Below are 25,952 nucleotides of genomic sequence, written 5' to 3' on the forward strand. Positions count from 1 at the left end.
AAAAAACTTGTGGAAATCATTATCTACAGTTTTGTTTCACTTGACCGATTTAACCTCTCGACAGCTTCCGCACTTGTATCTACACGTTTAACAAAAAAGACTAATAGTAAGGCAACAACATTCATGCCAAGCGCTACATAGAACGAATATTGAATTCCGGATAATAAAGCCTTCTGAGTTAATATTGCCTTCGTAGTTTCAGTGAAGGTTGTTGGATCTATATCAGCCATTAGACTTTCAGCTTTTGTTTTTGTTACAGAATTCATAATCGTAACAAGAATAGCGGTACCAATCGAACCGGACACTTGTTGAGCTGTATTATTAACAGCTGTACCATGCGGATTTAAGCGCGTTGGCAATTGATTAAGACCATTTGTCATAAGTGGCATCATTACCATCGCCATCCCAAACATCCGCAATGTGTAAATAAGAATAATATGTGTGTGACTAGAGTCGAGTTGGAGGTTTGCCAGCATATAAGTTGAAACGGCTGTAATGGAAAGTCCTACTATACCAAGAATACGAGGGCCATATTTATCAAATAGTTTACCTGTAATTGGTGACATAATCCCCATTATTACCGCACCTGGAAGCATCATGAGCCCAGAGCTCAGCGGTGAAATACCGCGGACGTTTTGTACATAAGCTGGGGTTAAAATCATACCCGAAAACATAGCCACTGCGTTGACAATTGCAATTACAGACGCAAGTGCAAACATTGGGTACTTGTAAACACGTAAATCCAATAACGGTTCATTCATTTTTAATTGACGGATAATAAAAGCAATTAGAGCAATAGCGCCTATGCTTAAAGTTGTTAAAACAACTTTATTCGTCCAACCATCGGAGCTTGCAGAACTGAATCCATATAACAAACCACCAAAACCGATAGAAGATAATAGTAATGAGAGATAATCAAGTTTTGCATTTTTATTTTGTTTCATGACATTCTCCGATTTCCAAATCCCTAACAGTAAGCTAATGATCGCTAACGGTAAAATCATTTCAAAAAGCAAACGCCAGTCATAATACTCTACAATATAACCCGATAGTGTCGGTCCAATTGCTGGAGCTGTAATCATAACTAGCCCAAAAATCCCCATTGCTGTTCCCCTTTTTTCTCTTGGAAAGCTTACTAGCATAATATTCATTAACAAAGGCCCCATGACTGAAGAACCTGCTGCTTGAACCATCCGGCCAGTAAGTAATAAACCAAAGTTCGGTGCTAAAGCTGCTAAGGCCGTACCAAAAATAAAAATCAACATAGATGTAATAAATAAGCTCCTATTGGAGAAGCGGGTTATTAAAAATGCTGATGCCGGAATTAATATACCACTTACAAGCATATACCCTGTAGACAGCCACTGGATCGTTGAATAATCTTTAATGTCTAAATCCTTCATTATTGATGGCAAGGCTACATTTAAAAGCGAGTTATTTAAAAATGAAACAAATGCGCCAATAAAAAGGATTACAAGCATTAAATATGGTGGTTGTCTTTTATGTAATGTTTCACTCATATATTCATTTTCCCCTTCATTATAAATTCCATTGATTCGTTTAAATCGTTTGCATATCTGCACAAGAATACATTGTCCTTGCAGTATTTTGCCAAACTCTTCGAATAGATATTCTCTTTTTAGCAATTCAACTTGCTCAACATAACTTTTTAATTTTTTTTATTGATTAAACCGTTATAAACATTTAAATACGGGCTTGTAAATCTAGTTATGTAACCATCCATAAAAAGGAATATTACATAGGCTAAGTTTAACATTACATTTTTAAAGTGAGGGGAATAAGCTTATGCACCAATATTGGTATTTGAATTCAAATGGAAACGGGGAGCAATATAATAACCAAATTTCAATGTCATCATTACATTCACAGCCTCAAATAACTAAAGCTGAGGGAATGGATGGTCTGAAGATTCCTGAGAATTGGAGTTGTCGAGTCTATCCATTTGGTTGGGATTCACCTGCCAATTATACGGGTTTCAATCCCCAGCCCCCTCCTTTCTCTTTAGGTCAGCCAATCCATTATGCAGGGATGATGCCCCAAGGACATCCTGCTAATTGGGCTCCATTACCAGGCCATGCAGGTTTTAATTTTCAAAAAGCTTCCCTCCCCTGGCCCCAACCATTCAATCATACAGGGATGTTCGCACCAGGTCATATTGCCGCTTTACTATCACCGCCAGCCAATCCTTTTCATTTTAATACCAATAATCACTGGGGTATTTTTGGAAATTCTCCAGGATGGGGAGGTCAAATAAGTCCCATGGGATGGGGGAATAACGGAGGTAACGGTCAGCCTGGAATGCTTGGAAACTTGCTGACAGTAGGAAAAGGCACCATGAATGGAATCGGAATGCTTAGTAGTCTAATCGGTATGGGAAAGTTCTTCTTTTAGTTAATTAGAGCAGGTGGATAGGTCCATAGCCAAGAATTAAAAACCATTTCCTTTTAATCTTCTCAAACATACTCCCTCCAAGTTCGTTTCCTCGTTTTTCAAATTATAAAAAACATCTATTACCTTGTATGTGATAACTTGATAGAGGTGTGGTGACATCAACAAAACGCAAATTTCGTACGCTAAGCAACATGCTACAAAAAACCGGTACCTTTACGAAAGGACCGGTTTTTTGTAGTTTTTATTTATTTGAAAAGTCGTCAAATCTTTTTTCACTAGTTAACACTTTGAACACGGCCAATTTGTCCATCTTGTAATCGAACTTTAATTCCATACGTATGTGTTTCACTATGCGTCAAAATGTCTTTCACAACACCACTTACAGTTTTACTATAGTCATTATCCAATTGAATAACTACATGTGAGCCAACTGAAATTTGTGATCTTGTTGGTTTCCCACCTGTTGCTTGTGTTGTTTTTTCTTGTTTTTGTGTTCTCTCTTGCTGTATGGACTGTTGTTGCTGAGTCTTCTGCTCTTGTTGTTTACGTTTTTCTTCTTCTACTCTTTGCTGCTCTTCTTGTTTACGCTTCTCTTCTTCTACTCTTTGTTGCTCTTCTTGCTTACGCTTCTCTTCTTCTGCTCTTTTTTGTTCTTCTTGCTTACGTTTTTCTTCTTCCACCCTTTGTTGCTCTTCTTGCTTACGCTTCTCTTCTTCTACCCTTTGTTGCTCTTCTTGCTTACGCTTCTCTTCTTCTACTCTTTGTTGCTCTTCTTGTTTACGTTTTTCTTCCTCTGCTACTTTTTTATCTTCATCTATTTTTTGCTCATCCTCTGCTACTTTTAATTTTTCTTCATCACCTTTACAAGCACTTAAAGCCATTACACAAAAGCTCATAAGTGCACATAATAACAATTTCTTTAACATTAAAAAATCCTCCTGTATATATTACAAATCAATAACTTTCATAGCATAACAAAAGTACATGTATTTCTTTGTCAAAATTTGTCGTATATATGTAATTTCCACTAAAAAACTGACACTACAATAAAAACGGACATTATTATATCGATTCATGCAAAGGAATTACGTTCGTTTGCTAGTCAATCAATGAAATACAAGGAAAAACCTTCATATTATGTATGAAAGGATCTTTCGATTAAAGATCCTTTTATATCGCTCGTTTAACTAAATAAATCGATTAATTGCATAACGCTCTTCTAACTTTCCTGGCGAAACTTAGCGGATCATCAACGTCTTCAATATTAACGTAAATCAAATTTGGATCATCACATAACCACTCATTGTGTATAGACGAAACGATTATTCCTTGTTTAATAATTGTAGCAACAAATCCATTGACTTCTTTTTGTAAGAGCGCTACCCTGCCTAGACATAATGCCCGTCCAGTTTTATTATCTCTTGATTCAAATGAGAAGGAACTTGTTACTCTAAAACGTTTTCCTAAAATAGTTGCTTGTATTTCATCTCGATTTATTGTTGCCACGCATTTTCCACCGGCAAATCCTTCTTGGCCACCGATAATCCTTGCAAACTGTTGACAAATTAATTCATCATTACACGCCATACCTTGAATCATCCCCCCTTTTACTATTAGGTTATGAATGAATACTTAAGTCTGAAACGGTAATGAATCTATTCTATTACAAAAAAGATTATCGGAATCTAACGAAGTCTATTATATGGTAAGGCATTTTTAGAAAGCATAAAAAAAACACCCTAAGGTGCCGTCCTCCGACTTGAGAATCATATCTATGTATGGAGAAATTTAGAAAAGCGAAGTTTCTAACTATAATGTATAGGGCTCCTATACCATGAATTACTTACATACATATTTCCTTATTTACCCGAAGAAGAATCCCGTTATATTACTTTCTGATCAGTCTCGTTAAAGCCATCCCAATAAATCCAGCCCCCATCCCTACTAGCCATCCAGCATGCGTATCGCCTAATATAGATCCCACTCCGCCGCCAAGAAACATGCAGCCAACAAATACTAATCCTCCAATTCCCCAATTCGGCCGTTCCATAATTCAATCACACCCTTTCAATAAAACATATGCTTTTAGCTGCCTCAACTTTCTTGCATAGGATGGTTAATTTTTTGCTTAAGTTTAGCACGTTCAGGGAATTCAAAAGATGTGGTGATTGAGTCATTTGAAATTCTTTTTAAGCTTCTTATATTTTCTATACGAATGTCTAACAATGTTTAACATAAAATACGGTATTTTAATAGGGAATGGAAATTTATAAATGAAAGGCAAATAAAATATAAAATATGCCTTTACTAGGTCTCTCCACTTACTATCTTCTTTTGTTTTTAAAAAATCAGATACATCGACTACATATCCTCTTCCGTTTTCCATCATCACATTTTTCCCGTGAACATCACAAGGTGTTAATCCTTGTTCCCTCGCATATTCTAAAGCTTCATTGATATCAAAGATCACCTGCTTAGGAATTTTAATCCCCTTATGAAGGGCATCGTATAAGGTAATTTCTTTTAAACGCTTCAATACTATGAAATTTTCTCCTTTATATATAAGCTTCGAATAAGAAGGATGATTTCCGATTCTTCGATATACTTCCGACTCTTTTTCAATTCCTTCTCCTTCTCGTGCGTAAACTTTCACTACCCAATCTTTATATTCTTTGTGCATAAATACTGCGGCATAATTACCTATCCCTAAACACTTCCAAAGTCTAGGAATATCTTTAACTACTACAGGCTCGAATTCATCCTCACTTCTAATACTTACCTCTTTTAATAATTCGTCCTGTATCAATCTCACAAAACTGTTTATACTCATCATTTCCACCCCGTTTTTGCTAAAAGGGGTCCCACCCCATCCCCATCAACCTAAGAAAACAAATTAACCCCAAAACAAAAAAATCCTTCACATAATATATGAGAGAAAAGGATAGATAAAGGGATTTTAGCCTTATCTATCCTTTTCTGTATTACAAGTGATTACGTTTACTACTCAAAACTTCTATTACTGTTTTTATACACCATAACAAATTTAATTAGGTTGTGGTGTACTTTAAAGGCGGTAAACTATCATATCTTAATAGTTCAGAATGTCTTCTAATAAAAGGAATAATCCACATTAATCCAATTGTTATTAGCACAACAGACATTAAAAGAATGATAGTTAATTCAGGTTGTGCTGAAGATGTGCTTGTAGTTGTAGATTTTAAAGCAGAAAAGATATCTCTTAAAGCTACAATTATATTATTAACCATGTGAGCTATTATAGAAGGGAATAAACTTTTAGTTTTTAAGTACATCAAACAAGAAATAATCCCGAATATTGTGGTTCCAAATACATTGTTTAGATGCAAAACACCGAAGCAGATGGAAGAGAATATAACTGCTTTTTTTATTCCGAATTTATATGTAAAACGACTAAGAATAAAGCCTCTGAACAAAATTTCTTCACAGATAGGAGCAATGAAAGAAAGAGTTATAGCTTTCATTAAAACAAACCACATGCTTTGTGTTTTAATTATTTCGTTTGTATCCTCTAGCGAAGTGCTCTTTGGTATTAATGAGAATACCATTACGATTAGCAATAACATACCTAACCCGAAAATCATAGTCATAATTGCTGATGCAAAAATTTTTTTGAAAGAAAAGGAAGATGGTTTTGACAAGTAAGTTTTAAACGAGATATTATATCTTTTAAATTTAAAACCAATCCAAAACATAGGAATAGCATAAATTGAAATAATAAGAGCAATATTCAACTTTACATCTTTAGGAATTCCTGTGAATAATAAAGGCAAAATAAACATCATTATTGCAAAAGAGATAATAGCCCACATTAAAATAAACCTGGTTTTCATATGTTCAAAAATTTTATCCATTAATAGCCTCCTGTAGTTTCATGTATAGTATTCTATATTTTATTATATCATTTTAAAGGTATATTTTGGTATTTTATCTAATGTAGGTTGTCCGCCATTTTGGGTCACGTTAGATTGATATCAAGCTAAGATTTTACACTACCCATACAGCAACAATGAAGTGATTTCTATAGAATTATAGGAAAGGATGGCGTTTCTTTATGAATCTTTCAATTCTTGACGAACTTCAACCGATTGCTGAAGAATTACAACGACATATGTCACCTCATAATCTAGAACTCCTAGCCAAAGAAAAAGGATTTGTTCAGCGAAAGAGTAAATATCAAGCACAGGAGTTAGTTGCTTTATGTGTATGGCTTAGCCAACAAGTCGCAAGTACATCACTCACGCAATTATGTAGCTGTCTAGAAGTATCTACAGGTGTTCTTATCAGTCCTGAAGGACTTAATCAACGATTTAATGCTTCCGCAGTAAAGTTTCTTGAACAAGTTCTAGCTAACCTTCTAACCCAAAGAATTCATTCAACACAAGAAATAATTCATCAATATACCACAATATTTAAGCGTATTCGAATTCTAGATTCTACAACATTTCAGCTTCCAGATAGGTTTTCTTCACATTATCAAGGTTCAGGTGGAAGTAGTCATACGGCCGGTGTCAAAATTCAATTGGAGTATGACTTATTGAGTGGGAAGTTCCTGTACGTTTATGTAGGAGAAGGAAGAGAAAATGATAAAACCTTTGGTTCAAAAAGCCTGAAAACCATTCAACCAAAAGACTTGTATATAAGAGATTTAGGCTATTTTGACTTACATGACTTACAGAAGATCCATGATAAAGGAGCTTACTATATATCACGTTTGAAATTAAATTCTCGAATCTATCGTAAGAATGATGAGCCAGAGTATTTTCGAAACGGGACCGTGAAGAAAGGAACACTCTATATTCAATTAGATATGGAAGAACTCATGAATCAATTGCCCCCTGGTCAAACACTAGAAATTTCAGAAGCATACATTGGACAGTATCAAAAATTACCAGCGCGTGTTATTATTCATCGATTAACAAAGGAACAAACAGAGAAAAGATTGAAAGAACAAGCCAAAAAAGAAAAAAAGAAAGGTATTACCTACAAAGAACGAAGTAAACGGTTGAGTGGAATCAACGTGTATATTACAAATCTTTCTGCAGAAAATGTTCCAACGAAACATATCCATGATTTATATTCATTACGCTGGCAAATTGAAATTTTGTTCAAAACATGGAAATCTTTCTTTCAAATTCACAAGTGCAAAGAAATTAAGAAGGAACGCTTAGAATGCCATTTATATGGGCAACTTATTAGCATTTTACTCTGTACATCTACTATGTTTAAAATGCGTCAGTTACTCTTGGATAAGAAAAAGAAAGAGTTAAGTGAATACAAATCCATTTATATGATAAAGAATTATTATCTATTGTTTTACCAAGGATTACAAAGGGGCACCCAAGAATTATCAAAGATTTTCCTACGTCTGTTCAACCTTTTAGAGAAAAACGGACGGAAATCTCATCGTTACGAAAAGAAAACAGTCTTTGATATCCTCGGCGTTATGTATGAGTGTACGTTGTTAAAGAGTTTCAAAGTCGCATAATATTTTTCAAAACACCTCTTGGTAGGTTTATTTGTTATGCACATTTTTAGTGTAGTCGTAGAAATTCCTCAAAAATACACTCGCATATACCGTCATGATACCCTTAGCTTGATGGTGATGGGGTCCCACCCACATTTTAACGAAAATATACACTAAGTGAATTTTAGCATAAAACGAGTCATCTTTTTTCGCTTCCATTGATTTTTCATTTCTAAATGTCCACATAGGAAAAAGCAGTTTTTTATGTACTTTACTTTTTTAATACTAAAATTCCATCCTAGTTTAGTTCTTTTATAGATTCTATACATACTTTTAATACCCACAGTAATACAAGTAATATATTTCATCCTAAATGTAAAAAAAACTTTACTTTAGGTCAAAAATATATTACCTTTTTAAATATAAGAGGTGAGCTGAGATGCCGTTAAGTAACGAAAGAAAGATTCGTAATAGGATTGTTGTATTAAGAGCTGAACGAGGATTATCACAAAGAGAGATTGCTGATAAGCTCGGTGTAAGTCGCCAAACAATTATTTCACTTGAAAAAAACAGATATAATCCATCTTTAAAATTAGCTTATGACATAGCACTCATGTTCAATGTGGATTTACATGAAGTTTTTCAATATGAAATAGAGGAGGAGAAATAAATATGGAAATTTTTCTAGCTATTCTTCGTATTAGTTATGTAATTATTTTCTTTATTGCAGTCTTTATTTCACTGAAATTCGAAATGGGCGAAGAGAATAAGGATGAGCGCGGGAAGAGCATTTCAAATAAATCCTATGGTATTGTATTTCCTTTAATGCCTTTGGGATGGTTTTTGATCGAATTGTATGACCAATTCATTAGTCACCTAGATTATGCTACATATAAATTAGTTATTTGGTTTTTAATCTCAGGTTTAATGATCCTTCATACAACCATCATAACGGTACTAAGAAGAAAATATTAAGTTACTTCTATATATCGTAAGAAAGGGGTTGGCAGTATGAATATTTGGGCTTGGATTGGGATATTAGGAATTTTAATTACAGCACCTTTGCCTTTACTAAAAAAAGAGAACAGGACAAAAGAGGAAATTAGAAAAGTTATTGTGACGTTAGTAATTGTGCTAACAATTATCATTGCCGTTTTATTTTTCAATGTGAATTATTTACTTGCAGTTGTGGTCGGTTTTGTTGCAATGATTATATTCGATAAAAAAACATATACAAAGAAGAGATTACTGATTTATGGTTCGATTATTCTTATCTTAGGCATTGCAGGCTACTATACATTCCGAGACAATCCTGATTACGTTCTGAACCATTTGAAAGACAATCCGCAAACAACATCTTTTTACTTGGCTGAAAATGGTGTTGAATTAATTACTTATCAATCAGATGTCGTTCGACCATTGGCAAGCACAGTGAAGATGCTAATAGCTGTAGAATATGCGATGCAGGTTGATGCAGGCTTGTTGGATAAAGATAGCACTGTGTCACTTGATGAGTTAACCCGTTATTATTTAAAAGGTACGGATGGTAATGCACATGAAGAGTGGCTGAAATCGATAGATAGTGAAAAAAAAGTTAAAAATAATGCAGTAACGCTACATGACGTTGCAAAAGGAATGATAAGCTATAGCTCTAATGCCAATACAGATTATCTTATTGATGTGCTTGGCGCAACAGCTATCAATGAGCGGGCAAAATCCCTTGGACTTACGCAACACGAGGAAGTCTATCCGATTGTCAGTGCCCTCTTAATTTCAGAGCACTTGAAAAGTGGATCAACAGAGAACAAAAAATTAGTAAAAGAGCTTGATGCGATGCCGATTGAGAAATACCGGAAATTAGCGAAAGATTTAAGTGAGCAAATGAAAAAAGGAACGATCAAAAGTGAAGACTATTCATTTGATTTGTCCTTAGATTTACAAAGAGTATGGTCCGATCGTCTAATTGGTGCATCAGCTAATGATTATGGGAAGTTATTAGCAATTATATCAAATGATCAACTTCCAGTGAAAGCTGCTGAAACAGCAAGGGATTTACTTGAGTGGCCAATGCAGATGAACGAAGGCAACCATAAGCGTTTTGTTCATCTTGGTGCAAAAGGTGGATCAACTGCATTTATAGCAAACGACGCATTATACTCAGAAAATCATACTAGCGATAAGATTGAAATGGTTATCTTAACAGACAAACTAAATGTGTGGCAGGGAATGCTCATTCGAAATAATATGAATTCTTTCGAATCAAAAATACTTGGTAATAAAGACTATCGTCTGAAAGTCCAGAGAGCACTCTCCGAATTGTAATTAATTATTCAAAGCGATTATCGATTTGAATGACCACCCTTTTTCATTTTATTTCTTCTAAATCATAAAACTTTACTTTCGAATGAAAAACACCTCCATTGAGTTTACATACTTCGTATGCGAATTCAAGAGGTGTCTTTTTATATACCACTATTCGGATTCATTTCATTATTATATATTTAGTTCTTTTTGCTTTTTGTTTTGTTTATGTCTATGCAGCAATTTTCGACTTATGAGAGAAATCAGTAATAAAATCAGTATTAGTACGAGAATCTGCATAAATGACAAATCAAAATATTTAGCACCTGTAACGATTAAAAGTGTAGAAATTGTACCTTTTACAATGAAAAAAATAATAATCCATAATCCGCCTTTTTTCCAGTTCATTTTTATATTACCCTTTCCTACTTTTTAATTCTTAAATGGGATATCTTATTAGAAATCTATTATATTAATAAAAAGTCATGTCTAATTAAATGCAACGATTCTATATTAAGTGAAAATGATATTCAATGTCAATTTTATTGATTATTTGTATACCTATTTTTCATCTCAATCTCTTCCCACTTTGTTTTTTATAAACAATGAACTCTTGTCTTCAAATAAAAACACCTCCATTACATTTGCACACTTAGTATGCGAATGCAAGAGGTGTTTTTTCATATACCATCAAGTAAGATTTCCCGCTTTATTTGTTTCTTAATACGTAGCTATTTTCTAGTACACAATAACTGGATCATTCGTGTTCAAACTATCATATACAGTTTTTGCAACATTAGGAAGAAGGTTTACACACCCGCCTGATCCCCCTGTTACATAAGCATTATTTCCCCAGTCTTTTCGCCAGCCGGCATCATGGAACCCTTGACCACTATTTGTGAATGGGACCCAGTAATCTACTTTCACTGCATAATCGGCTTTCCCTACTGCGCTGCCTCTCAGCGTGTATGGAGTTCGTTTATATAAAACGTACCACACACCTGGTGATGTATCTTCACCCGTGCTATGTTTACCCGTTACTACATTTGTTGTAACGACTAATTTTCCATCTTTATAAATCCAAATTTGTTGATCTGCAATAGAGACTTCCGCATATGTGTCTCCGATGCCATTATTCGATGTTGTTTCATAGCCGATACCTTCCTTCTCCCAACCATTTCCGTGAATATTAGAAGCAGAAAGCGATTTTTCACCTTTCTCAAAGGCTTGTTGAACTTGTTTTGTTTCTTTTTCCACATCTAGTGCCCAGCCGTATCCTTGTCCCTTGACTGAAATAACTGAGCCAGAATGTGTTTTAAAAGCGAAGTCTTTATGTAATGTAGATTTAGCTTTATTAATTTCAGTAATCTTATTCTTAATGTCGCTTGCATCGATTGTCACTTTCATATCCTTTGACATAGACGCATTTTGAATTAGATCTTTCGCTTTTAATGAATACACTTCATTCTGCACTTTATAATCAACAGACTGCCCAAGAAGATTCTGTAATGCTTTCTCTTCTTTTTTGATGATTGGATCGTCTTCTTTAATAGGTTGTATGTATGCAGACTTCAGATGAATTTCGCTTTTATGCTTCTGCTTGTCGTAATCTTTTAGTAGATTCGTAACGTCATACTGTTTTCCATCAATGCTCTTCGAAATTACAACTTTTCCTTGTTCGAGCTTCGCCATAGCATCTTGAGGCGCTTTTAAATTTTCATTCATAGAAACAAGCTTTTCTTCTACAAGTTTTTTCATCGTTTCACTACGATACTGATCCGCTTCTTTTGGTAACAATGAATAATCTTTTTCCTTTGTAGAAGGGAAAAATGTCCACTGGCTTTTTAATAGTTTCTTAACTTGTGGCAAGTCTTTTTCCGTCAGTTCCGTTTTTGTATCTTGTTCATCTAAAATTTGTTGTTGATCAATATAGACTTTGTTTGCTAGTCCAGACGTCTTTAATTTCTGTATTGCCTGATCAGCGCTCAAACCACCGACTTTTGTATCATTAATCGTAACATTTGAATTGAAGTGAGTTGCCTGGTAATAACTCAATCCCCCAATAAGAATTGCAACTACACCGCCACCCGCTGCGATAAGTTTCCAATTTGTAAAACGCTTTTTTGTTCTTACCCGTTTTTTCTCAACTTCTTCAACAGATTCATTTACTGAATTATTGTTCATCAATCTTTCCCCCGTATACATAAACGTCAATTGATTTTTAAACCAAAACCATTGAATAGTGTACCTTATTTTTCCTAAAATTTCATTGTTTTTAACCAGAATTTATCTCATTTAATCGATTAAAGTTAGATTTTTTAATAGTAAGATATATAAAAATGATAGATAAAGTGAAAAAGGATCACAACAATCGAGCTATTACGTGCCCCTCGTATTCGCCAAATTTTGAAGAACGATACTACTTAACTTGATAAAATACTTTTCAGATCGTTCAAATCAGAGGGAAGCACCATAGGGTGTTTATTATTTATGAAAAATATCCACAAAAAAAGGACTACATGTAGACTCTTTTTTGTGACTATTTTAATGTCGCATATTATATACATTTAAATGCAACTCATGCTCCCTGCTTTCCGCCATGTTTCACAACATTTACTATCGGCCTAACTAATTTCACCTTATAATCTTTATCATCAACAATTTCAAGATTCTTTAAACTATTATATATGTTTGTACCACGCTTTATTGATACGCTTAATCTTTACAGGTGTTGAAGTTTTAGACTCATCCTTTGTTGTAATCCTATTATTAGAACATCCTGCAATGGTGAGGCAGCATGTAGCCAATAAAACTAATAATATTAACTTCTTCAAATAGCCACTCCTATATAAGGGAAATATTATATTAAGAAAATTAAACATAACATCGAATCTTTGTAAAAACAATATATTTCCTAATTTTATTATTCATTGGCAGATTACTGCACACCTTAAGGTGCATGAATCTGCTTATAAGCGTAGAAACCTATGCTCATCAAGTCAATGTCCAATTTCCATTTTATCCGATTCTCAATATTTATTCCAATATAAAAAGATAACTATTTTTGTTGAAAAATAAGTATCTCTCAAAATGAAAAATACGAACTGAATTCCTATAACTCTATATACGTTTATTCGGCTAACTTCTCCCCTGTACGATTTGAAATAAAGTGGTTGCATGTTTCCCTTCTAATAGAGCGTACTGATTATCCCCCACCTTTATTTCCAATTTCTCCTTATCAGCACTTACCCAAATTTGATACAACACAGCTTTCGCCTCTATGTTCGGATTTTTAAATTGAAAAATAAAGTGATAATCAGCTGGACGAGACATTTCCACTTTTTTATTTTCAAAAGTAGTATCATGTAATATTTTCTTTACTTGCAACACTTCATTATTATCTGTCACTACCTTAAGATCTTCATATTCATTATCACCAATACGTTTTTGCACTTCGATTCTTTGATCTTCATTTTCTAGTACATTTGAACAGCCGGTTATTATGAATATACAGATACTAATAATAACTAGAGACCAATTTCTAAATTTCATATTAATACCCTCTTTTTCATACAAAATATTTTAATTTGTAAAATAAAGGTAATTAATTTAAACTTAAAAATAGAAATATTAAAGAGAAAGGAGTATCGTTCCATGCAGTTACAAACATACACTTGGAAAAGTTATACGTTTCTCATTGTAAGTATATTCGTTACTATTAATCTCTTTCTCTTCACACCTATTTTAGACCGAGTTGGAGTACAATATGTCGTGCCTTTCGCCTACTTCATATTAGCTTCCGCTATTCTAGCAATCCTATTAGCGGTCATCTCTTTTTGTAGCCGTACTGAGAAAAAAATTGTAGCCATTATCGGTTTATGTTTTACTCTATTTAACACAGCAATCATTTTATTTTTCCTTTGGTTTGGTTACCATTTCACTTAAGTGAAAGATAAATAAACTCCATAAGCCACAAATAAAATTAGTAAAATAGAAATGCTGAGTATCGTGTATATAATCCATTTTACATTTGAACTCATATACTTCCCCCCTCACCCCTAATAATTCCATTATATAACAAAAAAGCATTGGATACCCAATGCTTTTTTACACTTACGCAAATAAAGATGTATTCGCATATAAAGCTGGTGAGCCACCTGAATGTACGAATAAAATGTTGTCTTCTTTATTAAATGTACCTTTTTTAATTAAGTCGATTAGTCCCGCTACTGCTTTACCTGTATACACTGGATCCAGTAAAATACCTTCTGTTTTCGCAAGCAATTGAACTGCTTCCACCATTTCTGGCGTTGGTAACGCGTAACCTGGTCCTACATATTCATCAAAGCATGTAACAGCTTCACGAGGGATAAAGTTCGGAATACCAACGTGAGCTGAAGTTTCCTCTACAAGTTTTGCTACTTTCTCTTCTTGTTCTGCTTTTCCTCTACTTACGTTGATTCCGATTACAGGAATGTGACTTTGTGTTCCAGCAAAACCAGTAATTAAACCAGCGTGCATACCAGCACTACCGCTTACGCAAACAACTGTACTGAAATCAATTCCTTGGTCAAATGATTGTGCCATAATTTCTTGCGCACAAGCAACGTATCCCATTGCACCAGTAGGATTTGATCCACCAACTGGTATTACATATGGTGTATTACCTTTTTCACTAACTTCTTTCGCTACTTTATGCATCTCTTCCATAAGATCTGCTCCGTTTGGTACAACAATTACATTTTCAGCACCTAGTAAATGATATAAGAAATAGTTTCCGTTAAAGTCTGGCTTCTCTTCTGGCTCAAGCCCTTCCTCTAATACAAGAATACATTTCATTTTTTCTTTTACCGCAGCTGCAAGCGTTAGACGGCAATGGTTTGACTGAATACCACCTGCTGTAATTAACGTATCTGCACCTTTTGCCTGTGCATCCGCGACTAGAAACTCTAACTTTCTTGTCTTATTACCGCCTGCTGTTAAACCAAGTAAATCATCTCGTTTAAAATAAATAGTCGGCCCACCAAGTGTCTCAGAAAAATTGTTTAATTTTTCAATTGGTGTATATGACTCTGTATATTTTTTTCTCGGGAATTTAGCTAAATTCATGAATAACGCTCCTTTTGTACTTCTTTCACAATGTATGTAACGATACTATTATTACATGTAAAAATGATGAAGTCATCTTTCTGGGGGAAAAATGTATTGGAATTCGGTTTTGGTGCATGAAATTGCATTAAGGATATAAAATTCATTACGGTACATGAAATTTATATCGGCGATTTTTCAAATATATCGACTTACCAACAAAAAGTGACAAAACAAAAAGAGCCCACTCATTCAAAAGTAGGCTCTTACCAATCACTTATTTGCCGAAAATCGAAGTAGCTGCGTTAATCCTGGTTCTAAATTCATTTCTCCTTTATGTCGTACATATACAATTTTATCCCCATCAAATTTTGGTGGATTCCCTAGATTATACGTATTCCACTCACTCGTTCCTTCTATAGAGTACTCCATATACTCCGTTGCACCGACGATTATATTTTTACTATCATCAGCGGTTACATTTGGTGCCATTTGTGCGACCTTCGCATCACTAATTAATAGCTTCTTTATATCCTTATCACGTTTATAGTCGTAAGCTGTTACAATTACATCGTTACCATATGCTTTCACTTGTAGCCCTTGTTTAAATGAATAACCATCAGGAGCAGTCTTCTCTCCGCCATTTGGTCCGGCTGACATCCAGCCCGTTTCAATTCCGCCTGTATTTACTACAGTAAATCCTTTTTTATCTCCGCCTGCAATTTTCTTTTTACCAGCCCAATCTGGTAAGTTTAAATCCCAATGCGTGTGACTCGTGAAGAAAACAACTTGCGGATAGTCTTTTAATATATCGTACAACTTATCGATGTTTAAATAATCTTGTAAGTACGGTGATTGCCTCGATCCAGATACTGTATCAGGTAAAACGTGATGAGAGAAAATGAAGATTGGCTTATTTTTATCTTTTTGACTGTAGTCTTCTAAATTTTGTTTTAACCAACCTAGTTGATCATCACTCATAAATACTTCATCCCACATTTTTGAATCGTGGTATTTCATATATTTTTCAGTTCCTAAAAATAAAAGCGGATAACCGTCTAATTCTTTTTTATGATATACCTTTTCTTGCCCGCTAAATTGTAAGTAGCGGTTGAATAACGTTTCTTCCGTTACACCATTTGGCCATGTACTTTGAGAGAGCTTCCCATCAGCTGTCCATTTACCAGCATAAAACTCATGATTCCCCACAGTTGACCATACATTCTCTGGATGCTTATTTTTGTTTAGCACACGCTTCACATCATCATATTGTGACTGTTGTCCAGTTGACGTTATATCCCCATTCATAATAAGTGCTCTAGAAAGTGGCATCACTTTGTTCATATCTTTTAACACATGATCAAAGTCTCCTAAATCCCCTTGAATATCACTAATAACATTAAAAGTTGTAGCTGATTTTCGAACTTGCTCTTTCCCTTCCGCATGTGCTGAAAACGTCGGCAATAATGCCGCCATAACTGCTAACGAAGCAACTGTCTTTTTCATACAAATTCTCCCCTTAATAATAGAATGTACAAACTGACATGCTCTGCTTTCTCTTAGGTGCTTGTCCAATTCACATTATAAGGAGGGATTGTAAAGATAGATGGAGTTAAAAGTTAAGTGTTTTTTAAGAGATTTTGTCGTTTTTTGCAAACCACAATTAGCGATTCACGCCAATCTAGCTTTCTAGCCTTTTATATTACATACGTGTAAATTTTGATGTTAAATCTTTTATTTTCATACGTTGTTTTTTATTACTTCTAATTTTCGGGAAAAATCCACTAATTAATAATGTTATAATCCATACCATTATTAGAATAAAATTTATTGTATTACCGGAATTCAAGCTGAAAACTCTCCACAAGTAGGCAGCACAAAAAACGAGGATAGCAGTAATACTAAGTAAAAATACCCTAACTACTAATCTTATGTAAGGTTTCTTTTCTTGCTTAAAAATGAAAGTTCTTCTACCTTTGTACAATCTAATTACAAATAGCAGCAAATATAAACCAAGTGTGGCTCCAATAACAATTGATGTAATAGAGTTGTTTTTTCTCTGCTCAGCTAGAGAGAAGTAACTTTCAGGTAATTTTCCCGTTTCATATTCAATCCATGCGTGGTAAATATCCTGTCGCAGGTCTATACCACCTTCACTATTCGTAAGGATTACCAATCCATCCTTTGTATTAGGAATGAAACCATAAAAAGAATGCCACCCTCGATTGTCACCAGAGTGATAAATTAATTTCCATTGATTAGATAGTTTTTTTTCAAATATACCTAAACCATTTTCCCCTAATACCGGCTTTTGCATTTCCGTAACACGTTCACTTTTGATGACACCATTCCCTTTATTATTTGCATCCATGCTTGCAAGTATCAATGTCATCATATCGGTAACATTTGTCTTAAGACCTGCAGCAGCCTGTTCGGTAAATTGATAACTAGGGAGCTCCTCTCCAAAATATCCATAAGCTTTCGACAAGTTATGGTTTTCAGGACGTTGTAAGAATGAACTAGATTTCATTCCTAAAGGTTTCATAATTTGTTCTTCCATATAACGATCAAACGGTATTCCGGTAACCTCTTCCATTACAAGTTGTAAAATTGTATATCCGCCACCAGAGTATATTGTTTCTGAACCTGGTTTATTGGTAACCTCCACTGGTTCATTAAGCCATCCTTTTCCAGACAGAGACTCCTCGATAGAATTAAGATGTTTTCCTGGTGCAACCCCGAGGTATCCTTTATGTGCAGACAGCCCTGCTGTATGGCTTAACAATCTTCTTATTGTGACTTCATTATTATGAAACTCTGAATTAGGTATTTTCCATTTGGTCAGATATTTTTCAGCGGGATCATCTAGTGATAAACGACCTTCATCTACAAGATGTAGGATTCCCCACGCTGTAAGGTTTTTAGATATGGAACCAGCTTGAAACAATGTATCATCACTCACCGCTTTTTTTGTCTTTTTGTCTACATAACCGTAATTAAGTGTATAAGTAATACGCCCCTCATGTACAATCCCTATTGCAACCCCTGGTACCTCATAATTCTCCTGCCATTTTGGTACCTGTTCATCCAGCTTTTTTTTGAAATCCTCTATACTTCTATCAGTCAACGTGCCCGATTCTGCCCTCGCCACATTTGTAAACCATGCTTCATTCGTAATGAATATACAAATCATTAAACATAAAATACTTTTGCATATTATCGACGCTTTTTGCCTATTCTTCATTTGCTCTACCCCTTTTTTCAGAATATTCTACCCACCAATCAGAGTATCCCATTCTAATATCCCATTCTATCGATTTTTATTACTTAACCTTACAAAATTGTAATGAAAATCAAAGTTCTACTATTATTGTCCTTTATCCACGGGCAATTAGATTCATAAAAAGGATAGACATGCAGTTATATTTATAGTTTCAGTTAATGTCCCTACAATACTAGTTTGGTTAATTAGATATATTCCACACTACAAATGTTTATTTTATAAAAAAAAAAGAACCCCACACATTTTGATTAAAATGTGTGGGGTTCTTTCGTCTTCCTTAAATTCCCATGAAAAAGATTGATTATTTTATGTAACCTACTTACATAAACGTAGTTTTTACCTTTTCAAATTTTCTTCATTTAATCCAAATAACTCTTGTAAAATAAAACGCCCATCTTTTCTTATCAATACATCATCAAACCAAATTTCACCACCGCCATACTCTTGTCTTTGAATGTTTACTAAATCCCAATGTATCGCTGATGTATTCCCGTTATCTGCGCCTTGTAACGAATCTCCAATTGCTATATGATAACTACCATTTATTTTTTCATCAAATAACGTATTATTCATCGGGTGTAATATGTAGGGATTAAACGCTAGTGCAAATTCTCCTATATATCTTGCTCCCTCATCCGTATCAAGAATTCGATTTATTCGCTCTGTATCATTGGCATATGCCTCTATTATTTTCCCATGCTTCATATGTAACTTTATATTTTGAAACGCATAACCTTGTTGAACAGATACTGTGTTACATGTTATTACGCCATTCACTGAATCTTTGACAGGTGCTGTATATATTTCACCATCCGGGATATTATCCGTACCATCCCCCTTTAAAACACCTATCCCTTCAATGGAAAATTCCAAATCCGTTCCTTCTCCAATAATCCTCACTCGTTTCGTCTTTTCCATTAATTCTTTTAATGGCTCCATTGCTTTTGACATTTTATTGTAATCTAGCGTACATACATCATAGTAGAATTTTTTATAAGCCTCCGTGCTCATATTTGCTTCTTGCGCAGAAGCCGCATTCGGAATGCGAGTTGTCACCCATCTCGTTTTATACACTGCTTCACTATGCGCTTTTCCAAATGTCTTTTGATATAACTTCATTTTTTCTGATGGTACATCTGTTAATTCATATGCATTTCTAGGACTACGGAGATTAATATACACTTGCATCTTACTTAATCGATAACACTCCCAATCTGCCAATAACTTAAATTGTTCTTCAGATCCCGATACAATTAATTGCCTCGTAACAGACACATCACGCATTGATACATGCGCATATCCACCTGCTTTTTCCACTGACTTAATAATTTCACGAACGACTGCGGGGTCTATCTCTGTAACACTTTGGATCAACACTTGATCACCAGGTTGCACTTTCGTAGAATGGTTGACTAGTATATCCGCTAATTCCGATAGTTTTCGCTTCATTACACCTTCGTCCCTTCACTACCATTTCAATATATTAATAAAAATAGAGAACTACTTTCTTTAAGCATTTCTCCTCTCCGTCCAAACAATAGCTAAACAATACATTATGAAAAATATAACGTATGTATTCCATAAACTAGGTATCGCCGCTACACCTAAATAAAGAGTTCCTGGCAACATCCAAATGCAGCAAGCAATCATAAAAGTTTTTTTCCTAACAACTGCCGCAATTACTGCTAGAAAAGAAGGAAGTAAGAACATGAAAAATACAGTGATATATACTTCCTTATCAAGTACTTGATCGTTATACGGATTAAAATATAGAAAAACAATTGAAAGGATAAAGATACTTATGGCAGCGGCTACCCCTATATAATTCTTCATCATTCCCCGCCTTCCGATAGCAATGTACTTAATACTTTCCATTCCTGCTATTTATATCTTCCGCTCCATACAGAACTCTCTTTGGGTTCACAACAATTAAAACAGCTGCAACTACTAAATAAAAAATCGCATTATACATGATTAGATCGATTAAGTTTCCGTTTATGATACCAATAAAGAAATTAAAGAATTGATGGATAATGATTGGAATGGTTAAATTTTGATTTAAATTATAAAATGCAGTCATGACGATTTTAATGGATATGATAGAAATCATAAAAAATAATATATATTTGAATAAATCAACTCCTACAAATCCTGTAGTAAACCAAATAGGTAGGTGCCACATTCCCCACCAAAAACCAATAATTAGCGAAGCTTTTAATGGTGAATACTTCTTTTGAAGTTCAATTTGTGCAAAGCCTCTCCATCCTAGTTCTTCTCCCAATGGCCCCGCAAGAAAGTTTTTAACAAAGAAATAGATTAGCATTCCCCATGAAGAGACAGTAAAAATAGAGTCTACTTTACTATTTTTAGATACGAGAAATAAAATTATCAAAAATATGAAGACTTGAATCATAATTGTAGTAATAATCACAGAAAATTTAAGTTTATTCTTGAATTTCTCTTTTACAAACTGTATCAAGCTCTGCCCCGGATAGATTTTCTTAAATAGCACGGCAAAAGCAAAAGTTGAGGACCAAGACGATATACAAAACACTACATCAAAAACCCATGCTGGGAATCCTAGTATACTTATAGCACCTACAAGCAAAAAAATTGGTAGAAAAATGATATTGGTTAGTACAATAAAACTCGCTACTGGTTTTTTTAGTTTCTTTTCCCTATTCATGCACAATCCCCATTTCAAACTAAGTATTTCGTAAACATAATAGTATTTATATTTACAGATACTCTCAGCTTAAACCTGGGGGTTACTCACAGGTCAATACATGTCTGCATTATTTTACAGGTGCATATATTTCTAAAAATATACGCTCAAGTTCATCTTCATACGTGGTAAGTAATATGTTTATATACACTAGCCCCAAAAGCTCATAGCCTTGTTCTATTGCTGCTTTTCTTAAACTGGATTCCACATTATGATCAATACTTTTCCCACCAGTTGCCCATCTTCCATCTTCAATAACTGTATAAATACATTTTGGATGCGATAGAATTTCCCCTTCTAATCCTTTATCAAAGTCTTCTACTTTTCTTACAATTATAAATTTATCTTCTATAATACCTTCTTTATTAAAACTTATAACTCTTCGTAAAGATGTTAAAGTAACTGCTTTTTTTAAACTATCCGTATTCTTTTTCAAAGATTCATATTCATCATACGCAGTAAAATGCTCTATTTCTCCGTTTACTTCTAATGGCTTCATTTCTTTTACTACGTATTTCCCTAAGAATTGCGTTGTTTTTTCGCAATTTTCTTTTACAATTTGAAGCTTTTTTAAAAGAAGTTTTTTATATTCTATCTCCTCTAAAACTTCTTGTTCTTTCTCTTCTAACAATGATTTTATTCCCTCTATACTCTTACTTTTTCTTAATTCCTGAATTTTTTTTATTTCGATATCCATTTCCCTATAGAAATTGACCGTTGTAATATCATATATATCAAAATGATTATATTTTCTATATCCATTCTCAATATTTTGCTGTGGCTTGACCAAATCTTTTTCCTCATAAAACTTCAAAGTATCTCTAGATACATCTAAAAATTTAGCAACTTGTCCAATTGTGTACATCACGTTCTCCTTTATCATTGCTACTTGACTTTTACATTCATACTACATATTCTTTAAACCAGCGAATTCCCCTTCCAATAACCTTTCACTTACACCAACTCACTCTCTTATTTTTCATAAAAAAAGACACAGAGATTTCTCCCCATGCCTACTTATAGCTTTAAAAGTTAACTACTGAATATTTTTATTGCGCTCTAATTGGTTTTGAATTCCTAACCTATCAATTTGAATCCAATACTCTGCAATTTTTCCATCTTCTACTCTATACACTGCACTTGCTATTTCAATGATTGGAAGTCCTGTAGGTTCATATCCATCGATTTCTCCTACATGCATACCTACTTGTTTCCAACGTACATATACTTTACTTCCTTGTACTAAAAACTCTTGAATTTCTAAAGAAAAATTACCGTATACTTCAATCATCTCTCTTACATGTTCAGCATAATCTTCAGGTGTTCTGCAAACTGTTTGTTCTTCTTCAGATACAATTTGATGTGCCAATACTTTTTCTGCCATCAACTGATTTGAATAATCAGGATTCTTCCCTGAACGTACTTCTTCAAAAAATTCTCTAACAATTTGTTCTGGCGTCATTTAAAAACCCCCTTATTAAGAAATCCAATACTAATCATATCATAGTGTATTTTAATCTACCTATTAAAGTAAACTGATTCATGTGTACAATAAAAATGAAAAAATCTCTTCTTTCTTAAGAAATCTCGATTGATTACACTAAAAATTCACAATAATGATCCTCTACTTCTTCACCGCATGCACGTAATGCACCGTCTCAAAAGCTTCTAAATAATCGTTTCGTCCTTCAAAATATAATGTATGAATATCCTCTGGTGATAAGTGCTCATAAATGAGTAAGCCCGCCTTCTCTAACAGTGCTTCCATTTCGGTATAAGAAAAACACGCTTTCATCGGTTCTCCGCCCACCGCAGCCATTTTCACCATATTTTCAACTCGATTGGACAGTCCTTTTTCCGTAAATAAGTTTTCATCCGGATAATCAAAAACGATAGAACTCCCCTCTGGAACCATCTCGAATAAGCATTCTATTAAACTAGAAAGCTCTTCTTTCGTTAAATAGTACGTAACACCTAATAGGCTAAAGAAAGTCTTTTTATTTTCAAATCCTTCATTTACTAATTTTTGCTTCGAGAAATCTTTAGTAAAATCCATCGAAACAAAATGAAGATTGCTTGGCATTTCATACTCTGCTTCTTTCACTCTTTGTATTTTAAACGCTTGTGTAGAAGGATGATCCACTTCAAATATTTCTATTTCATTTTCTAACTCTCGGTGTCTAAAACTAAATGTGTCTACGCCGGCACCGAGTATGACGTATTGTTTTGCGCCTAATATAATTTCATGTAGTAATACTCTTTCACAATATGCCGCGCGTGCCAAAGGTGTTGGTGATAATTGAATTTGTGTAATCCATTTTAATATTTCTTGTGGATTATCTTGAAACTTCTCTGCAATGTCTGTATTGAAAAAATGGATCCCTTGAACCATATTCGTTTCAATATCGTTACGTTCTTTTTGTGAAATGAAATCTTTAGCTACATAATCATCAAAAATTTTAGGAAGATCAAATTCACTATGATACGCCCTTCCGAAAGCTGATACTAGCGACGTTACACTTGCTTCACCTTTTTTCATGCACATACACTCCTTCATTTTCACAACAAAAATAGGGTTCCCCTGGCCAGGAGAACCCTATTATACACTTTATTTTTATATTGGTAAATTATAGCATAAATAAGTTTTTTTGTCAAGTTTCCAGCCTACTATCACTCCGTCACTTTGTATATTCTCTAGCAGGAAAATTATCGATTCGCACAGAATGTACCAAATTATAACAACAAACATGGAGGCCAATATGAAACGATTCGTCATTATTACGGTAGGAAAAACACACAGCGGTAAAACTACATTTGCAAAAGCTTTAGAAAAAGAGTTACCCCACTCTTTCGTTATGGATCAAGATAACCAAGCTGGATTTATTAACACGCATTATGAAAAATTACAGCCGGCTGAAGGCGCTAATACATTTAAACACGGCCTTTCGAAATTCATTGTTGATTATGCAAAAGAACATACAAATTTACACCTTATTATTTGCAACTCAAATAGAAGCCGAAATGGCCGGATGTATTTGCTAAATGAATTGTTTCCAAAAGAAGACTATGTACGCATACTCGTTCATTTTGATATTCCAGATGATGTACTTTACGAAAGAGTAGCTCGAAGCACGCGAAGTACGAATATTTTTAGAGGCAGTTATTCTAGTTTCAAAGAAGTACTCGATCGACAACAGTCTGAATCACTACAAGAAGATGTAGTAGATCCTATAGAAAACGAGGCTGATTATTTGTTTGTTATTCGCAATAGCAAGGATATAAACTTTACTATAGAAGAAATTGTGCATCTTGTTAAAGATTTGTCCCCTACTCCAAAATAGGAGACTATGAGAATTACATAATGATAGATTATTATGCAAATACTTCCTCTAGACATCGTACATGGTATATAATGATGTAATAATCTATTATTATATGCTCAATTTTACACAATAGAGTGCATTCATAGGAAAGAGGTACAAAAATATGAAAACAAAACAAACAATTGCTGCGTCTACACTAGCTTTAGCAATGATTGCTGGCGCAAACTCTGCTCATGCGGAAGTAACTGATGCTACTCCTCAGCAAAGTACGGGAGATCGATTAGCTGAAATTAAGCAACATAGACAAGAGTTAGATGCGAAATTGCAGCAGCACAAAGAAAACGTGGATCAAACATTGAATGAACTTAACCAAGTTAAGGAAAATGTTGATACAAAGGTTAATGAACTACATGAGCGTAAACAAGTTGCTGATGAAAAAATTAACGAAATGAAACAACGTAAAGAAGAGTTAGATGCAAAACTTCAGCAAGACAAACAAATTGCCGAAGATAAAATCGCTGAAATGAAAGAGCATAAAAAACAAGTAGAAGACAAAGTTGCTGAAGTTAAAGAACATAAGCAAAATATCGATAACAAAGTGAATGAGATTAAAGAACATAAACAAACTGTCGATGAAAAAGTGAATGAAATTAAGCAACATAAAGAAAACATCGATCAAAAGGTTACTGAACTTAAGGAAGTTAAAAAACAAGTAGATGAAAAATTAGCTGAGTTAAAGAAAGCGAAACAAACTGCTGAGGACAAACTTGCTGAGCTAAAAGAAAATAAGCCGAATACTGGTAACACGTTAGAAGAACTTAAGAAAATTAAAGGCAATTTAGATAGTCTTTCCGCTAACTTAGAACTAGCTAAACAAGATGTAAAAAACAAACTTGCTGAATTACAAAAAGCTAGAGAAGAATTACTAAATAAAATTAACGAGATAAAACAATCGAAACAAACTGTTTCAGATGATTTAACAAAGAAAAAACAAGACTTAGATATTAAAATTAACGACTTTAAACATACTGAGAAAAAAATTGAAGACAAATTAGCTGAGGTACATACAACGAAGCAAAATGTAGATAACAAAATTAATGAAGTATCTCAATCAAAACAAACTGAAACAAAGACTGGTACTACAAACACAAACAATAATGCTAGAGAACTCCCTAACGCTGGTAGTGAGCAATCAAACGATATGGCTTTAGGTATGTTATCTGTATTAGGCGGCGTTTTATTACTTACGCGTAATAAAATTAAAACATTATTCTCAAAATAAAGCACTTATACAAAAGACAACCGCACACTTGTGCG

25 protein-coding genes and 1 pseudogene are annotated in these 25,952 nt (G+C 34.1%); 8 read left to right on the plus strand and 18 right to left on the minus strand.

Features of this window, described 5'->3' with window-relative positions; translation table 11 throughout:
- Positions 1 to 23 precede the first annotated feature (23 nt).
- Positions 24 to 1,520, minus strand: a complete 1,497-nt coding sequence (locus tag ACHZK0_RS15185; protein WP_262742766.1) for an MDR family MFS transporter — start codon at positions 1,518 to 1,520, stop codon at positions 24 to 26.
- Between the two features lie 286 nt (positions 1,521 to 1,806).
- Between ACHZK0_RS15185 and ACHZK0_RS15190 the strand changes: the two genes are divergently transcribed.
- Entirely contained in the window at positions 1,807 to 2,412 is a 606-nt protein-coding gene (locus ACHZK0_RS15190; RefSeq protein WP_262742765.1) for a hypothetical protein, read from the plus strand.
- Positions 2,413 to 2,687: 275 nt separating this feature from the next.
- Here the strand turns inward: ACHZK0_RS15190 and ACHZK0_RS15195 are convergent, their stop codons facing one another.
- The 5 genes from ACHZK0_RS15195 to ACHZK0_RS15215 form a co-directional block, all read right to left on the minus strand.
- A complete protein-coding gene (locus tag ACHZK0_RS15195) occupies positions 2,688 to 3,338 on the minus strand; it encodes a YwbE family protein (protein ID WP_395760590.1) in 651 nt (216 codons plus the stop codon).
- 274 nt (positions 3,339 to 3,612) lie between these two features.
- Positions 3,613 to 3,999, minus strand: a complete 387-nt coding sequence (locus ACHZK0_RS15200) for a DUF1259 domain-containing protein (RefSeq protein ID WP_144535834.1) — start codon at positions 3,997 to 3,999, stop codon at positions 3,613 to 3,615.
- A gap of 301 nt (positions 4,000 to 4,300) precedes the next feature.
- Positions 4,301 to 4,462: a hypothetical protein gene (locus tag ACHZK0_RS15205; RefSeq protein ID WP_175562458.1), complete on the minus strand. Its 162-nt coding sequence runs from the start codon at positions 4,460 to 4,462 to the stop codon at positions 4,301 to 4,303.
- Between the two features lie 123 nt (positions 4,463 to 4,585).
- Complete coding sequence (locus tag ACHZK0_RS15210) at positions 4,586 to 5,242, minus strand: serine/threonine protein kinase (protein ID WP_262742773.1); 657 nt, start codon at positions 5,240 to 5,242, stop codon at positions 4,586 to 4,588.
- Positions 5,243 to 5,459: 217 nt separating this feature from the next.
- Complete coding sequence (locus ACHZK0_RS15215) at positions 5,460 to 6,302, minus strand: lysostaphin resistance A-like protein (protein WP_395760591.1); 843 nt, start codon at positions 6,300 to 6,302, stop codon at positions 5,460 to 5,462.
- Positions 6,303 to 6,502: 200 nt separating this feature from the next.
- Here ACHZK0_RS15215 and ACHZK0_RS15220 point away from each other — a divergent pair, with 200 nt between their 5' ends.
- The 4 genes from ACHZK0_RS15220 to ACHZK0_RS15235 all read left to right on the plus strand — a co-directional run bounded on the left by ACHZK0_RS15220 (position 6,503) and on the right by ACHZK0_RS15235 (position 10,237).
- Positions 6,503 to 7,936 (plus strand): IS4 family transposase, encoded by a 1,434-nt coding sequence (locus ACHZK0_RS15220; protein WP_395760592.1) that lies wholly within the window; start codon positions 6,503 to 6,505, stop codon positions 7,934 to 7,936.
- Between the two features lie 418 nt (positions 7,937 to 8,354).
- A complete protein-coding gene (locus ACHZK0_RS15225; RefSeq protein ID WP_061677751.1) occupies positions 8,355 to 8,585 on the plus strand; it encodes a helix-turn-helix transcriptional regulator in 231 nt (76 codons plus the stop codon).
- Between the two features lie 2 nt (positions 8,586 to 8,587).
- Positions 8,588 to 8,890, plus strand: coding sequence for a hypothetical protein (locus ACHZK0_RS15230; protein ID WP_061677752.1), 303 nt, complete (start codon positions 8,588 to 8,590; stop codon positions 8,888 to 8,890).
- Between the two features lie 36 nt (positions 8,891 to 8,926).
- Positions 8,927 to 10,237, plus strand: a complete 1,311-nt coding sequence (locus tag ACHZK0_RS15235) for a serine hydrolase (RefSeq protein WP_395760593.1) — start codon at positions 8,927 to 8,929, stop codon at positions 10,235 to 10,237.
- 171 nt (positions 10,238 to 10,408) lie between these two features.
- On the opposite strand, the gene ACHZK0_RS15240 is transcribed toward ACHZK0_RS15235, so the two are convergent.
- From ACHZK0_RS15240 to ACHZK0_RS15250, 3 genes and pseudogenes are all read right to left on the minus strand, one after another.
- Positions 10,409 to 10,624 (minus strand): hypothetical protein, encoded by a 216-nt coding sequence (locus tag ACHZK0_RS15240; RefSeq protein WP_088096967.1) that lies wholly within the window; start codon positions 10,622 to 10,624, stop codon positions 10,409 to 10,411.
- 330 nt (positions 10,625 to 10,954) lie between these two features.
- Complete coding sequence (locus ACHZK0_RS15245; RefSeq protein WP_262742763.1) at positions 10,955 to 12,400, minus strand: L,D-transpeptidase family protein; 1,446 nt, start codon at positions 12,398 to 12,400, stop codon at positions 10,955 to 10,957.
- A gap of 946 nt (positions 12,401 to 13,346) precedes the next feature.
- Positions 13,347 to 13,768 (minus strand): annotated as a pseudogene (locus ACHZK0_RS15250) (hypothetical protein).
- A 102-nt stretch (positions 13,769 to 13,870) separates the two neighbouring features.
- Here ACHZK0_RS15250 and ACHZK0_RS15255 point away from each other — a divergent pair.
- Positions 13,871 to 14,161, plus strand: coding sequence for a hypothetical protein (locus ACHZK0_RS15255; protein WP_270341705.1), 291 nt, complete (start codon positions 13,871 to 13,873; stop codon positions 14,159 to 14,161).
- A gap of 168 nt (positions 14,162 to 14,329) precedes the next feature.
- On the opposite strand, the gene ACHZK0_RS15260 is transcribed toward ACHZK0_RS15255, so the two are convergent.
- The 9 genes from ACHZK0_RS15260 to ACHZK0_RS15300 form a co-directional block, all read right to left on the minus strand.
- Positions 14,330 to 15,325 carry a D-cysteine desulfhydrase gene (locus ACHZK0_RS15260; RefSeq protein ID WP_395760594.1) on the minus strand — a complete coding sequence of 332 codons (996 nt, stop codon included), beginning with the start codon at positions 15,323 to 15,325 and terminating at the stop codon, positions 14,330 to 14,332.
- A gap of 252 nt (positions 15,326 to 15,577) precedes the next feature.
- Positions 15,578 to 16,810, minus strand: a complete 1,233-nt coding sequence (locus tag ACHZK0_RS15265) for a DUF4073 domain-containing protein (RefSeq protein WP_395760595.1) — start codon at positions 16,808 to 16,810, stop codon at positions 15,578 to 15,580.
- 196 nt (positions 16,811 to 17,006) lie between these two features.
- Entirely contained in the window at positions 17,007 to 18,548 is a 1,542-nt protein-coding gene (locus ACHZK0_RS15270; protein ID WP_395760596.1) for a serine hydrolase domain-containing protein, read from the minus strand.
- Between the two features lie 375 nt (positions 18,549 to 18,923).
- Positions 18,924 to 20,036: an aminopeptidase gene (locus ACHZK0_RS15275; protein WP_395760597.1), complete on the minus strand. Its 1,113-nt coding sequence runs from the start codon at positions 20,034 to 20,036 to the stop codon at positions 18,924 to 18,926.
- 60 nt (positions 20,037 to 20,096) lie between these two features.
- A complete protein-coding gene (locus ACHZK0_RS15280; protein ID WP_395761724.1) occupies positions 20,097 to 20,420 on the minus strand; it encodes a hypothetical protein in 324 nt (107 codons plus the stop codon).
- 28 nt (positions 20,421 to 20,448) lie between these two features.
- Positions 20,449 to 21,273, minus strand: a complete 825-nt coding sequence (locus tag ACHZK0_RS15285; RefSeq protein ID WP_395760598.1) for a CPBP family intramembrane glutamic endopeptidase — start codon at positions 21,271 to 21,273, stop codon at positions 20,449 to 20,451.
- A 109-nt stretch (positions 21,274 to 21,382) separates the two neighbouring features.
- Complete coding sequence (locus ACHZK0_RS15290) at positions 21,383 to 22,177, minus strand: MerR family transcriptional regulator (RefSeq protein ID WP_395760599.1); 795 nt, start codon at positions 22,175 to 22,177, stop codon at positions 21,383 to 21,385.
- Positions 22,178 to 22,348: 171 nt separating this feature from the next.
- On the minus strand, positions 22,349 to 22,774 hold the full coding sequence (locus tag ACHZK0_RS15295; protein ID WP_270606462.1) for an ester cyclase: 426 nt from the start codon (positions 22,772 to 22,774) through the stop codon (positions 22,349 to 22,351).
- A gap of 162 nt (positions 22,775 to 22,936) precedes the next feature.
- Positions 22,937 to 23,851 carry a class I SAM-dependent methyltransferase gene (locus tag ACHZK0_RS15300; RefSeq protein ID WP_395760600.1) on the minus strand — a complete coding sequence of 305 codons (915 nt, stop codon included), beginning with the start codon at positions 23,849 to 23,851 and terminating at the stop codon, positions 22,937 to 22,939.
- Positions 23,852 to 24,059: 208 nt separating this feature from the next.
- Between ACHZK0_RS15300 and ACHZK0_RS15305 the strand changes: the two genes are divergently transcribed.
- Together ACHZK0_RS15305 and ACHZK0_RS15310 are read left to right on the plus strand one after the other, a co-directional pair.
- Complete coding sequence (locus ACHZK0_RS15305) at positions 24,060 to 24,653, plus strand: ATP-binding protein (protein WP_395761725.1); 594 nt, start codon at positions 24,060 to 24,062, stop codon at positions 24,651 to 24,653.
- Between the two features lie 145 nt (positions 24,654 to 24,798).
- Positions 24,799 to 25,917: an LPXTG cell wall anchor domain-containing protein gene (locus tag ACHZK0_RS15310; protein WP_262741246.1), complete on the plus strand. Its 1,119-nt coding sequence runs from the start codon at positions 24,799 to 24,801 to the stop codon at positions 25,915 to 25,917.
- Positions 25,918 to 25,952: the final 35 nt, after the last annotated feature.

It is taken from the genome of Bacillus sp. 3G2 (assembly GCF_044324725.1).
In the GTDB taxonomy this organism is placed as follows: Bacteria; Bacillota; Bacilli; order Bacillales; family Bacillaceae_G; genus Bacillus_A; species Bacillus_A mobilis.

Excerpts from the sequence above, each read along its gene's own strand:
- ACHZK0_RS15270 (WP_395760596.1), bottom strand. The coding sequence starts at position 18,548 with ATGAAGAATAGGCAAAAAGCGTCGATAATATGCAAAAGTATTTTATGT.
- ACHZK0_RS15235 (WP_395760593.1), top strand. The coding sequence starts at position 8,927 with ATGAATATTTGGGCTTGGATTGGGATATTAGGAATTTTAATTACAGCA.
- ACHZK0_RS15225 (WP_061677751.1), top strand. The coding sequence starts at position 8,355 with ATGCCGTTAAGTAACGAAAGAAAGATTCGTAATAGGATTGTTGTATTA.
- ACHZK0_RS15185 (WP_262742766.1), bottom strand. The coding sequence starts at position 1,520 with ATGAGTGAAACATTACATAAAAGACAACCACCATATTTAATGCTTGTA.
- ACHZK0_RS15260 (WP_395760594.1), bottom strand. The coding sequence starts at position 15,325 with ATGAATTTAGCTAAATTCCCGAGAAAAAAATATACAGAGTCATATACA.
- ACHZK0_RS15255 (WP_270341705.1), top strand. The coding sequence starts at position 13,871 with ATGCAGTTACAAACATACACTTGGAAAAGTTATACGTTTCTCATTGTA.
- ACHZK0_RS15280 (WP_395761724.1), bottom strand. The coding sequence starts at position 20,420 with ATGAAGAATTATATAGGGGTAGCCGCTGCCATAAGTATCTTTATCCTT.
- ACHZK0_RS15200 (WP_144535834.1), bottom strand. The coding sequence starts at position 3,999 with ATGGCGTGTAATGATGAATTAATTTGTCAACAGTTTGCAAGGATTATC.
- ACHZK0_RS15305 (WP_395761725.1), top strand. The coding sequence starts at position 24,060 with ATGGAGGCCAATATGAAACGATTCGTCATTATTACGGTAGGAAAAACA.
- ACHZK0_RS15205 (WP_175562458.1), bottom strand. The coding sequence starts at position 4,462 with ATGGAACGGCCGAATTGGGGAATTGGAGGATTAGTATTTGTTGGCTGC.
- ACHZK0_RS15220 (WP_395760592.1), top strand. The coding sequence starts at position 6,503 with ATGAATCTTTCAATTCTTGACGAACTTCAACCGATTGCTGAAGAATTA.
- ACHZK0_RS15190 (WP_262742765.1), top strand. The coding sequence starts at position 1,807 with ATGCACCAATATTGGTATTTGAATTCAAATGGAAACGGGGAGCAATAT.
- ACHZK0_RS15230 (WP_061677752.1), top strand. The coding sequence starts at position 8,588 with ATGGAAATTTTTCTAGCTATTCTTCGTATTAGTTATGTAATTATTTTC.
- ACHZK0_RS15245 (WP_262742763.1), bottom strand. The coding sequence starts at position 12,400 with ATGAACAATAATTCAGTAAATGAATCTGTTGAAGAAGTTGAGAAAAAA.
- ACHZK0_RS15310 (WP_262741246.1), top strand. The coding sequence starts at position 24,799 with ATGAAAACAAAACAAACAATTGCTGCGTCTACACTAGCTTTAGCAATG.
- ACHZK0_RS15195 (WP_395760590.1), bottom strand. The coding sequence starts at position 3,338 with ATGTTAAAGAAATTGTTATTATGTGCACTTATGAGCTTTTGTGTAATG.
- ACHZK0_RS15290 (WP_395760599.1), bottom strand. The coding sequence starts at position 22,177 with ATGTACACAATTGGACAAGTTGCTAAATTTTTAGATGTATCTAGAGAT.
- ACHZK0_RS15240 (WP_088096967.1), bottom strand. The coding sequence starts at position 10,624 with ATGAACTGGAAAAAAGGCGGATTATGGATTATTATTTTTTTCATTGTA.
- ACHZK0_RS15300 (WP_395760600.1), bottom strand. The coding sequence starts at position 23,851 with ATGAAAAAAGGTGAAGCAAGTGTAACGTCGCTAGTATCAGCTTTCGGA.
- ACHZK0_RS15285 (WP_395760598.1), bottom strand. The coding sequence starts at position 21,273 with ATGAATAGGGAAAAGAAACTAAAAAAACCAGTAGCGAGTTTTATTGTA.
- ACHZK0_RS15265 (WP_395760595.1), bottom strand. The coding sequence starts at position 16,810 with ATGAAAAAGACAGTTGCTTCGTTAGCAGTTATGGCGGCATTATTGCCG.
- ACHZK0_RS15210 (WP_262742773.1), bottom strand. The coding sequence starts at position 5,242 with ATGAGTATAAACAGTTTTGTGAGATTGATACAGGACGAATTATTAAAA.
- ACHZK0_RS15275 (WP_395760597.1), bottom strand. The coding sequence starts at position 20,036 with ATGAAGCGAAAACTATCGGAATTAGCGGATATACTAGTCAACCATTCT.
- ACHZK0_RS15215 (WP_395760591.1), bottom strand. The coding sequence starts at position 6,302 with ATGGATAAAATTTTTGAACATATGAAAACCAGGTTTATTTTAATGTGG.
- ACHZK0_RS15295 (WP_270606462.1), bottom strand. The coding sequence starts at position 22,774 with ATGACGCCAGAACAAATTGTTAGAGAATTTTTTGAAGAAGTACGTTCA.